The sequence below is a fragment of the Chloroflexus sp. genome (assembly GCF_034434295.1).
Classification (GTDB): Bacteria; Chloroflexota; Chloroflexia; order Chloroflexales; family Chloroflexaceae; genus Chloroflexus.
On record NZ_DAOTZQ010000123.1, the window covers coordinates 1 to 11,091 of the forward strand.

Sequence of the window (11,091 nt, forward strand, 5' to 3'; positions counted from 1 at the left end):
GACGATGATCACTACCTGCCGCATCTTTACGGGGAAACACAGGACTCGGCCGGTGTTAACCCTCTGTTGTTTGGCGACAGGCGGTGTAAAGCCCATACCATTACCCAGGCTATGTAGATTGTAGAGACGACAACAATAATAACATCCCACATGATCACCGCATCCGATCGGTGGTGATGGCACCCTGCCCATCCGGCTATTTTGCCAGTCGCATGGTCGCAAATAACGCCAGCACCAGCGCCCCTAGACACATCAGGGTGACCCCAACCCAGCCGGCCATCTGCCAGGCGAGACCGGGGAGCACTCCGCCCAGGGTACCACCAATGTAGTAGGCGACCAGGTAGAGCGCACTTGCCGCACCTTTGGCCTGTTTCGCCAGTTGATTGACCAATGCCGGCGCAATGGATTGGGCGATAAACATGCCGGTGCACAACGTCCACAATCCCAACGCAATAAGCGGCAGGTTGGGGATGAGTGTGAGGGCAATTCCGCTCATGGCGATCAGCAGGCCAAGCGCAATCAGACGTTGACGGGGATAGCGCGCTGAGAGGGAACCTGCCCAGGGTGAGACAATTACGCCGGCCAGATAACTGATGTAGGCCAGCGCAACAATTGACGGCGGTAATTGAAATGGCGGTGCATTCAGGTAGTAGGGGAGATAGGTGAATATGCCAAGAAAGCCAAAAAAGAGCGTGCCGGCGAGCAGGTAGGCATAGCGCAACTGCCTATCGTAAAGATGGGCGATCATCGCCCGATACGCCTGCTGCCAGCCGCCCACCGATGAAGGCTGGTCACGGGGAAGGGTTAGCAACAATCCTATTCCGCTTACCAACGTCAAGCCGGCAAAGACGATAAAGCTCATCCGCCAGCCCATACTATCGCTGATCAATCCGCCGAAGACTCGACCACTCAAGCCACCGGCCACATTTGCCGCAATCCAGCCGCCAACTGCCCGCCCCAACGCAGACGGCGGCAGATGATCACCGAGGTACGCTACGGCAACCGCAGTCAAGCCGGGAATACACAGACCCTGAAGCGCCCGCCAGAAGAGCAACAATTCAAACGATGGCGCCAGTGCGCAGAGCAGGGTCGGCAAACCGAGGAGAAGACAACTGCCGGCCATTACCGGTTGACGCCCCAGCCGGTCGCTGAGCGGCCCAACGGCCAGTGAGCCGAGTGCAATCATCAAAACGACAACCGAGACGGTCAAACCCGCCGTCGCCGGCGCGACATTGAAGGTCACCGACAACTGGGGCAGAATCGGTTGGGTGAGGTACATGTCCGAGAAGACAATCACACCGGCGCAGTAAAGGGCAATTGTCCAGGTGCGACGAGAGGTGAGTGAAGCAGCATTCATGTGCAATTGCTCATCATCGTCGTCTGTGGTAGCCCAGGCTTCAGTCTGTGCTACATGCGACGACTTGGGAGAGGTTTCCAGACTCGTTTTGTCGCTGGGGCGAGATGATGCGCATCATTCCTCATCATCATCGCCTACCCACAGAAACCGGTTGAGGTCTATCAGATAGTCATCACTCACAGAGACACCTTCGGCTTCCAGACGTGCCCGCTGCTCATCGGCAGCGTAGATATTGCTGATACGGCCTACCCGATTAATCACTCGCCACCAGGGCACATCGTTGTCGCCGAGCAGTGCGTGCAGCGCATACCCGACCATGCGGGCCTGACCGGGAAAGCCGGCCAGGGCAGCAATGCGCCCATAGGTACAAACACGACCTGGCGGAATGCGTTTCACAACAATGTAAATGGCTGTATAGGGCGATTCGCTGCTAACGCTCATCTCAACTCAACGTTGCTTCGGCGGTGGTGGGCTGAAGGTGATCATACGATTGCAGATCGGTGAAGAACCGTTGTCAGGATGACCTTGAGACAATCGCCTCATCAACACAATATGCGTAGAGGGATGCACCAATGTCCGCAATCCCTCTACAATTTCTGAACACATGCTGCGGTGGTGTCAGGTAAGCCGGGTGAACTCTATGCACATCATATTGTTACGCCAGGCGGCCACCGTCAACAACAAGCATAGCACCCGTCACAAACGATGCCTTGTCTGAGCATAGCCAGATGACCGCATTGGCGACCTCTTCAGGCGATCCGAGCCGACCAATCGGTTCACCCTCGGCGAACTGGGCAAGCAGTTGGGGATCACCCTGAGTAAAGCGGTCGATCATTGCGGTATGAATCGTACCTGGACAGATTGCATTCACACGAATCCCGTTACGCGCATACTCAAGAGCCGCCGCTTTGGTGATACCAACAATACCGTGCTTGCTGGCCACATACGCCGAAACGCCACGCGATCCGGCCAGACCGGCGACCGATGAGGTATTCACAATCGCACCACCACCCTGCTTAAGCATGTGCCGGATTTCGTACTTCATACACAACCAGACACCCTTGAGGTTGATCTCGATCACCCGATCCCAGACGTCTTCGGGATAATCGGCCAGCATTGCCTGCACGCCTTCAATCCCGGCGTTGTTGTGGGCAAAATCAATGCGACCAAACGTGTCAACAGCCAGAGCAACTAAGCGCTCCACTTCATCGCGTTGCGAAACATCACAACGCACAAACAGTGCATCGGTATTCAAAGCCCGACACAGCGCAACCGTCTCTTCCCCGCCCTCGACATTCACATCAGCAACGACAACCTTGGCACCCTCACGGGCAAACGCCAGTGCTGAAGCACGACCAATACCGGCTGCTGCGCCGGTGACCAGCGCAACCTTCCCAATGAAAGGTGGCTCCATGAATCCCTCCTCTAGCCAGTCTCTGCATGCGGTATCATACCATAAGTATATCGTTTCGCATATGTGCGAGGGAAATCCCATTATGTACCGTGACGACTACATTCTGCGCATGATTGCCCAGTTTGGAGCGATCATTCGCCATATTCTCGGTCTCTACCGCGAGGGCAAATCGCCGCTGGTGCGCATCGCTATCGATAACGCATACCGCGACCGACTAGGGGTGGGCAGTGATCGGATAGCGGCATTGAGTGATCAACAATTGCTGGCACTGCTTCGCTTTCATCACCGGAGCGAGGAATGGTGGGTGGAAGGGGCATACCTCGCCGCGCTTCTCACGACCGAGTCGCGTCTGTTCGCCGATGATGGTGAGATGGAGGAAGCCGCAGTACGTGCACTGCTGGCGTTGCAACTGGTGATTGAGTGCCGACTGGCTGCACCGGAGGATGTACCTGATTATATTCCAGATTACGCTGTGCTTCTCGATTTGCTGCGCGATTATGTACTACCGACACCAACCCTGGCGGCGCTCTTCACCCTCTGTGAGCAAAACGGTGATCTGGCGCGTAGCGAAGACCTTCTCTACGAGTTGATCTCCCGTGATCGGGCCGGCTGGCTGGCAACGGCCCGTGCGTTCTATACCCGCTTGCTCAACCAGGATGATCAGGTGCTGAATGCCGGTGGATTATCGCGAGAGGAGGTGTTGACTGCTCTCGCAGAACTTGACCGGCTGGTATGACAGATGAACGCACGGTGATGATCTTGCCAGACATCAATCGTGAAAAGTCAGGCGAGGAAGAGCAACCACAATGGCGCGACGTGCTGCGCACACCCTGCTATGATCTACCGCAAGCGTGTGCAGGAAAGGGACGCACAGCTGTGCGCCCACCGATGTGGAATAGTCCTTAATTCTCACCCAACATGCAACGACCGCAGCCTCAACCATTAACGACCGTGGTTCAGAAAATTGGCCAGCATCTGCTTTCCACCCTCAGTCATGATCGACTCAGGGTGAAACTGGACACCTTCTACCGGTAATGTGCGATGGCGCAGACCCATAATGATTCCATCGTCCGTCCACGCGGTAACCTCTAATTCAGCCGGCAAATCCTCGCGGCGCACGATCAACGAATGGTAACGAGTGGCGCGGAATGGTGAGGGAAGACCGGCAAACACACCCTGACCCTGATGGTAGATGGGTGATAGTTTGCCGTGCATCACCAGTGGTGCCCGCACGACCGCCCCACCGTAGGCAGCGCCGATGGCCTGATGCCCAAGGCAGACGCCGAGAATGGGGATGTGCCCACCCAACTGACGGATCACGTCAACACTGATACCCGCCTCCGCCGGCGTACAGGGGCCAGGACTGATCACGATCCGGTCAGGAGCGCGGGAGGCGACATCAGCGACGGTTATCTGGTCGTTCCGCACCACGTCAACCTCAGCACCTAATTCGCAGAGATACTGGTACAGATTGTATGTAAACGAGTCGTAGTTATCGATCAGGAGAACGCGCATAATCATCACTCCATCGTCTGCGATGCAATTGCCTGTTCACGTTCATCTTGGGTCAGAATAGCCCCTTTCGCCCGTGCCCGAATCAGGGCTTCCACACATACCGGATCGAACTCTGTACCGGCGCCGCGCTGTAAAAGCGCCAGGGCTTCGTCGATGGGCATTGGGGGCCGATACGGTCGATGGCTGGTAATCGCATCGAACACATCGGCAACCGCGACAATGCGGCCAAAGAGTGAAATATCGTCACCCTGCAGACCGTATGGATAGCCACGGCCATCAAGCCGTTCGTGGTGCTGGGCCAGCGCTGTCCACGACTCGCGCAGCAGATCGAGTTCGAGCAAACCATTATCGCGGAGAAATTCAATACCGTAGAGGGGATGTCGGCGCATCTCGGCAAATTCTTCCTCGTCGAGCCGACCCGGTTTCTTGAGGATATGGTCAGGAACACGAATCTTTCCAACATCGTGCAACTTGCTGGCAATGCGTAACTGGTAAATCTGTTCCCGTGATAGCCCTAGCTCGTGGGCAATGGCCACCGAAAAATCACTAACCCGCTGGCTGTGCCCACGGGTATACGGATCTTTAAGATCAATCGCCCCCGTAATGGCTGCAATAATCCGGGTAAACAGGCTATCCGTCTCTCGATACAGTTCAGCCAGCCGAATCACTGTTGCCGCCTGCGAGGCAAGGGTTTGAAACAGAACAATATCTTCATCAGAAAAGGTGCGACCGTGTTTGGGATTGAGGGCCTGCGCCCCACCGATAATCATCCCCTCCACTTCACCGCGTTCACCACCAAGAATAATTCGGGGCGAGCGTAACGGTACACAGAGAATGGCACGGGTCTGAAATCCGCTCCGTCGATCAAGTCCCTGGTAGAAGCGATGATCGCGATGGACATCATTGACCACAACTGTTTCACCGGTTTCGATCACGTGGCCAATGATGCCCTGACCACGCGGCACACGTAACGACTCCACGCGCTCGCTGTGTTCACCACCGGCAATGTGTAAAACCAGATCGTTTTGCTCATGATCGATTAGCCAGATCGAGGCAGCTTCAACCTCAAGCAGTTCGCAGGCGTAACTCATGATCCGGCGTAACAACTCATCACGTTCCAGGGTGGTCGTCAAATGTGAGACGATCTCGACCAGCGCATGCTGGCGGCGTTCGCGCTGTTGCGACTCTTCTAACAACCGGGCTTTCTCGATTTCAGTGACCAGCCGTGACGTCAGCAAATCGATCAGCAGCAGCTCTTCCTGATCATCGACCGCCTCAAACGCACCGTTGAAGACCTGTACTACGCCGACCGGATCGCCGCGCAGCAGTAAAGGCACACAGAACATCGTGCGCAGATCGAGTGAACCCATTTCGCCGAAGGTTCGATACCAGCGCGGATCATTCGCGACATCGTTGACGAAAAATGGTTGACGATGTTGCAAGGCATAACCGGCCAATCCGGTATTGGCCGGCAGGCGACGACCAATCAATGCCTTACCGGCAGGACTGCCTTTCACGACTTTAAAAATGAGTTCATCGGTTGCAGCATCGTACAGGTAGAGGGTTCCGGCTTCTGATTGTGTGATCTCAATAATGAGGTCGAGCAAACGATCAAGGAGATCATCGAGTTGGGTTGTAGCAGCAATCTGGTTGGCACGTTGGATAATCTCTAAATACCGTTTAGGTGCTTGTTCCTGATCGTTCATAACTATTCCCCCTCTTGACCCCTAGCTGAGATGCGAGCAATAACTTGCGTGACCAGGACATATTACTCCTGGTCACTGCGGGCCAATGCCTGTACATAGCGCACCAGTTCAGTGGCCTCGCCGGCAACAGCCACCGGCATACCTGCTGCCAGACTGATTTGGGCCGGCGAGTAATCGTCAATAGATCGTTCACCTGTATAGTCGAACATCACCCGTGGCAGTAATGCCCGGTCACAACCAGATGCCCGAAGGGCGGGAATCACATCCTGTGCAGTCAACAACCCACTCACCGTTACCGTTTCGCCAAAAAACTGATTGACGACCGGGATAACCCTGACCGTCAGGTTTTCAATCCGATTCAGGCGGTTGGCGATCTGCTCCATGACCGGTGCGATCAGTGTGCCACACACCAGGGCCAGTTGCATGGGGCGAGCGATACGAGCCGGTAAGCGCCGCCGGGCACGCATCCAGGAGTCGAGGAAGTCGCGTACCATCCCTACACCATTGCTGTACTGCGGCATATCGTCATAGATTTCAGCAGGTGGAATCGGACGCCCGGCCAGCAGGTAGAACTCATCGGAAGCATACACCAGGTGTAAGCCGAATTGCTCGTAGCAGCGGCGTTGATACGGCTCGATCATATCGATAACGGCGGCTGCCTCAACCGGCGTATAACAGCGAAGCGGAATATCGGTCACCGCACCGAGCCGCGAGCAGAAACCCATTTCCGGGTTATGGAGCGGCTGTGACCCCGACTGAAGAGGGATGGTTGCGGTGGGGTCTTCCCATAGCGGCTGACGCTCCCAGTTGGTATCAATCCACTCTGGCGTCTCGTGAATCTGGATAGCGGCCCGAATCGTCTTTGGGGCTTTGCCTTCAAAGCGAAACTTCGTCAGGCCCACCGGCACCACAGCAATCGACTCGACAATGGGATGGAGGGCGATCAGGTCTTCAATACTCTGCCGCAACACCTCGCCATCATTGACCTGGGGACAGGCCACAATCTGAGTGTGAACGCGAATGCCCATCTTGCCCAGGCGGCGAATCTGATCACGAACATCAGGCACATCGCGTTTGCCCAGCATAATCGCCCGCCAGAAGGGATCGGTAGCGTGGACGCTAATGTGCAACGGCGAAAGACGCTGACGCTCGATCCGTTCCCAATCGGCTTCGGTCAGATTGGTAAAGGTGACAAAATTCGCGTAGAGGAACGATAGCCGGTAATCGTCATCTTTCAAATAGAGTGTTTTGCGAAAGCCTTTCGGCATCTGGGTGAGAAAACAGAAGGGGCATTTATTATTACAGGTACGCAACCGGTCAAAGAGCGGCTCGGTAAATTCAACACCCAGATCATCGTCAGGGTCTTTCTCAATCGTTATTTCGCGTTCATCACCGGTGGCAGTGCGGATCAACAGAGTTACACGTTCTTCCGCAATGGCAAAGCGATAATCAATCACATCGCGAAGCCGCTGACCATCAATTGCAACAATGATGTCACCCGCTTGCAGACCGATATGTTCGCCCAGACTCTGCTCTGCGACACGGGCAATCACTCCACCTTCACCGGTGATGCGTTTTACATCGGGTTGGTATTCCACGCCTGCTCCTAATCGAGAAATATGTTTGCCAAAGCTACACTGATGAAGTTTTTCGTAGCTTTAGTATGTCTATTGTATCATCATTCAGGGATTGATCTGACACGGTAGCGGGATAACGATCCCAGAAGCTGCTTCATCCATCGCTGAAAACGATGCAATACTCACATGTCACACGGCAGCCGGTATGACGCCTCGTATCACATCGTCATGGATGACGATCACACCTGGCGTTCGCGTGACCAGCCGGGTCAACGACCTGACACGTACCAGATCGCAAGCACGGCTAGCGCGGCAGCATGGCTGCCGCACTCCAAATTTCGCGACACGCGCATGACGAGCGGGTAAGGCAACCAATCCAGCTCAAGATGGCACCGGAGATGGTTGTGAGAGCGCGAGAGTACAGCGTTTTATGAAATGAGTTCTCGTTATGGGTAATGCATAGGCGGTATGCCAGGGGGAGCCGGCGGGTTAACACCCTGCCGCAAGTCGTGGCAGCCCCTGCGGGGCTAGCCTTACGGCGAAGAGCGGTACCCCTGGCCCCGCAGGAACTTACACATCGTGAGCGAGGGCTTCAGCCCGAACCACCCGGCGGGGTGCCAGCGAGGAACCGACGGGTTAAAACCCTGCCGCAAGTTGTGGCAGCCCCTGCGGGGCTGACCTCACGGCGAAGAGCGGTACCCCTGGCCCCGCAGGAACTTACATATCGTGAGCGAGTGCTTCAGCCCCACGACATATCCTATATCCTCTTTTCTACATCCTATTTCCTAACCAACACCCTACACCAACGGCCACTGCCGACGCCGTTCACCGGTTAGGCGAGCCAGCGCATTGGCTACCGCTGCCGCAATCGGTCCCATTGGTGGTTCACCACCGCCAAACGGTTGATCGCCGCTGCGCAGAATCTGCACAAACACCTCTGGCGCATCGGCAATGGTCAAGAGCGGGTAGCGATCAAAATTACCGGCTTCAATCCGCCCATCGGCAATCGTAATCTGCTCGAACAGTGCTGCACTCAGCCCCATCATGATGCCGCCCTCGGTCTGAGCCGCCAGACCGTCAGGGTTGATGGCGATACCTGGATCGACAGCGGCCCACACCCGATAGACCCGCAACCGGCCTTCGACCAGACCAACCTCAGCGATATGGGCAGCTATCGTGCCGGCATCAATGCTACAGGCAATCCCACGCGCCCGCCCAGGCGGTGGTTGATCGTACCAGCCGGCCATTGTAGCGACCGTCTCCAATGCGGTACGGAAGCGATTGCCCGTCGCAGTATCGGGCAGGTGACGCAGGCGAAAATCGAGCGGATCGCTACCGGCAGCCTCCGCCAGTTCATCGATAAAACTTTCGACGGCAAAGACGTTCGCCAGTAAACCCAACCCCCGCCAGGGGCCGGTTGGCACCGGCAGATCGACCGTTTGCGCCTTGACTTCCAGGTTGGGAATGTCGTAGATAAGCCTGGCCCCACGCCAACCACCAAAATCACTACCGAACAGCCAGCGCAGTGGTGGCGGAAAGAGATCAAACAACACGTTCCCGCTCACATGGTGTTGCACAAGCGCGGCGATTCGGCCATCGTCCGTAAGTGTGGCCCGAAACGTTGCGTAGGTTGGTGGACGCAGATAACCGTAGCGAAACTCCTCGGTACGCGTCCAGCCAACGTGAACAGGACGCCCAACGGCTGCCGACAACAGCGCCGCCTCGGTGGCGACTGTGGTGGTCACTTTGCGCCCAAATCCGCCCCCCAGATAGGTTGGTGTGACTTCGACCGTCTCCGGTTTACGACCGAGCACCTCGGCCAGGGTGCGTGCAACCTGCACTGGTGATTGTGTGCTGACCCATGCTCGAACCCGATCCGGTTGCACATCGACCAGGGCAGCCTGCGGCTCAAGGTTAGCGTGTGCAGCCAGAGGAGTCTGATAGGTTGCCTCAATCACGCCGGCACCGCGCAGTGCTGCCGCAGCATCACCCTGCCGCTGGATCACCGTTCCCGATCCGGCCTGCGCCGCGAGCCGGGCCTGAAGCTCTGCCAGATTGAACGGCGGCGGCAGTTCCCAATCAAGTTCCAGATCGTTCAGCGCAGCATACGCCGTCAGCCGCGACTCGGCGACCACGCCGGCAAAGCCGTCGCGAATCACCACCTCAACCACACCCGGTCGATTACGAGCCGTGCCCGGTGCTGCCCGACGCAGCTTTGCCCCCAGGCGCGGTGGGCGAGCGACAGCGCCGTAAAGCATCCCCTCAACCCGGGCGTCGTAGCCGTACACTGCCTCGCCGCGTATCTTGGTCGGAAGATCGAGCCGGGGCATTGGCTGACCAATGATCTGCCAGCGCTCAGGTGGCGTGAGCGGAGCGGTTTCGGTGGGAGTCTCCCAGTTACGAGGTTGGGCGACCAGTTCAGCGAAACTGATCCGGCGTGCCGGCTGATTGGTATCAACTACGAATCCCCGCTCAATTCGGGTTTGAGCCGGGGCAATACTGAGCTGTTCAGCACCGGCGGTGCGCAGCATTTCGCGCAACGTCGCCGCCATCTCGCGGAGTAGCGGGAAGAGTGAGATCACCGAATAGGAAGCACTGGTACCGGCACCATCGGCAACCGGGCCGAGCGAACTGCTCTGCACGACCTGCATCTGTTCCCAGCTCACCCCCAGCTCCTCAGCCGCAATCTGAGCCAGCGCCGTGTGCACGCCCTGCCCCATTTCCACCTTGGGCATTGTCATAGTCACACGGCCATCGGGCTGGATCGTGAACCAGAGCTGCGGTTCACGCGGCATGTTCGACGGAATATTGATCACGTCAGCGAACATGTCGGCCAGCGCCAGCCGTGCCACCGGCAGGCCAAATACTGCGCCCAGTGCCAGCCCACTGCCGGCCAGACCCATCCCGATCAGAAAACCCCGTCGCGTCATCCGCCAGCGCTTTGGTGAGGTATCCTGCTTCATCCCGCACGCTCCTTCATCAGCTCTGCCGCCCGCATCACTGCCCGCCCGATCCGGGCATAGGTACCACAACGACAATAGTTGTAGCGCATCGCAGCAATCATCTCTTCGTGCGTCGGCGTAGGGTTGGCGGCCAGAAATGCGGCTGCGGTCATCATCTGACCACTCATACACCAACCACACTGCGGTACCTGTAGCTCAAGAAATGCCTGTTGTACCGGATGCAACCGCTCACCATTGGCCAATCCCTCGATGGTGGTGATCTGCGCCCCGGCCAGCGTCGCGATCATCGTCTGGCAACTACGAGTGGCCTGGCCATTCACATGGACGGTGCAGGCACCGCAGATACCGGCGCCACAACCAAATTTGGTTCCCGTCAGCCCCAGCTCATCGCGCAACACGTACAACAGCGGACGGGCCGGCTCATCAGCGACCGTGTAACGTTGACCGTTGATCATCAATTCCATAATCATCCTCTGGTGCAATTGTCGTGCAATACCTGTTCATAGTATACTACCAGTGCACGGCATAGTCACGGCAACGGCGTCAGTAACCGATATGC

9 protein-coding genes are annotated in these 11,091 nt (G+C 57.0%); 1 reads left to right on the forward strand and 8 read right to left on the reverse strand.

Annotated features, from left to right (window positions below):
- Nucleotides 1-196: 196 nt before the first annotated feature.
- The 3 genes from VAE57_RS16225 to VAE57_RS16235 all read right to left on the reverse strand — a co-directional run bounded on the left by VAE57_RS16225 (nucleotide 197) and on the right by VAE57_RS16235 (nucleotide 2,771).
- Entirely contained in the window at nucleotides 197-1,357 is a 1,161-nt protein-coding gene (locus tag VAE57_RS16225) for an MFS transporter (RefSeq protein ID WP_322822900.1), read from the reverse strand.
- A gap of 114 nt (nucleotides 1,358-1,471) precedes the next feature.
- A complete protein-coding gene (locus VAE57_RS16230; RefSeq protein WP_322822901.1) occupies nucleotides 1,472-1,798 on the reverse strand; it encodes an MGMT family protein in 327 nt (108 codons plus the stop codon).
- Nucleotides 1,799-2,012: 214 nt separating this feature from the next.
- On the reverse strand, nucleotides 2,013-2,771 hold the full coding sequence (locus VAE57_RS16235) for an SDR family oxidoreductase (protein WP_322822902.1): 759 nt from the start codon (nucleotides 2,769-2,771) through the stop codon (nucleotides 2,013-2,015).
- Between the two features lie 82 nt (nucleotides 2,772-2,853).
- On the opposite strand from VAE57_RS16235, the gene VAE57_RS16240 reads away from it, so the two are divergent.
- Nucleotides 2,854-3,507 carry a DUF6483 family protein gene (locus tag VAE57_RS16240; RefSeq protein WP_322822903.1) on the forward strand — a complete coding sequence of 218 codons (654 nt, stop codon included), beginning with the start codon at nucleotides 2,854-2,856 and terminating at the stop codon, nucleotides 3,505-3,507.
- Between the two features lie 206 nt (nucleotides 3,508-3,713).
- Here VAE57_RS16240 and VAE57_RS16245 read toward each other — a convergent pair whose 3' ends face one another.
- The 5 genes from VAE57_RS16245 to VAE57_RS16265 all read right to left on the reverse strand — a co-directional run bounded on the left by VAE57_RS16245 (nucleotide 3,714) and on the right by VAE57_RS16265 (nucleotide 10,996).
- Nucleotides 3,714-4,286 (reverse strand): aminodeoxychorismate/anthranilate synthase component II, encoded by a 573-nt coding sequence (locus VAE57_RS16245; protein WP_322822904.1) that lies wholly within the window; start codon nucleotides 4,284-4,286, stop codon nucleotides 3,714-3,716.
- Between the two features lie 5 nt (nucleotides 4,287-4,291).
- The gene (locus VAE57_RS16250; RefSeq protein WP_322822905.1) at nucleotides 4,292-5,992 is read right to left on the reverse strand and encodes a GAF domain-containing protein; all 1,701 of its coding nucleotides are present in this window, start codon (nucleotides 5,990-5,992) and stop codon (nucleotides 4,292-4,294) included.
- A 62-nt stretch (nucleotides 5,993-6,054) separates the two neighbouring features.
- The gene (locus tag VAE57_RS16255; protein ID WP_322822908.1) at nucleotides 6,055-7,611 is read right to left on the reverse strand and encodes a DUF512 domain-containing protein; all 1,557 of its coding nucleotides are present in this window, start codon (nucleotides 7,609-7,611) and stop codon (nucleotides 6,055-6,057) included.
- 755 nt (nucleotides 7,612-8,366) lie between these two features.
- Entirely contained in the window at nucleotides 8,367-10,532 is a 2,166-nt protein-coding gene (locus tag VAE57_RS16260) for a xanthine dehydrogenase family protein molybdopterin-binding subunit (protein ID WP_322822906.1), read from the reverse strand.
- Nucleotides 10,529-10,996, reverse strand: coding sequence for a (2Fe-2S)-binding protein (locus VAE57_RS16265; RefSeq protein WP_322822907.1), 468 nt, complete (start codon nucleotides 10,994-10,996; stop codon nucleotides 10,529-10,531). Before VAE57_RS16265 ends, VAE57_RS16260 begins: the two co-directional genes overlap by 4 nt.
- Nucleotides 10,997-11,091: the final 95 nt, after the last annotated feature.

Bases quoted from the DNA above. Each gene is read 5' to 3' on its own strand.
- VAE57_RS16225 (WP_322822900.1), bottom strand. From the start codon at position 1,357: ATGAATGCTGCTTCACTCACCTCTCGTCGCACCTGGACAATTGCCCTT.
- VAE57_RS16230 (WP_322822901.1), bottom strand. From the start codon at position 1,798: ATGAGCGTTAGCAGCGAATCGCCCTATACAGCCATTTACATTGTTGTG.
- VAE57_RS16235 (WP_322822902.1), bottom strand. From the start codon at position 2,771: ATGGAGCCACCTTTCATTGGGAAGGTTGCGCTGGTCACCGGCGCAGCA.
- VAE57_RS16240 (WP_322822903.1), top strand. From the start codon at position 2,854: ATGTACCGTGACGACTACATTCTGCGCATGATTGCCCAGTTTGGAGCG.
- VAE57_RS16245 (WP_322822904.1), bottom strand. From the start codon at position 4,286: ATGCGCGTTCTCCTGATCGATAACTACGACTCGTTTACATACAATCTG.
- VAE57_RS16250 (WP_322822905.1), bottom strand. From the start codon at position 5,992: ATGAACGATCAGGAACAAGCACCTAAACGGTATTTAGAGATTATCCAA.
- VAE57_RS16260 (WP_322822906.1), bottom strand. From the start codon at position 10,532: ATGAAGCAGGATACCTCACCAAAGCGCTGGCGGATGACGCGACGGGGT.
- VAE57_RS16265 (WP_322822907.1), bottom strand. From the start codon at position 10,996: ATGGAATTGATGATCAACGGTCAACGTTACACGGTCGCTGATGAGCCG.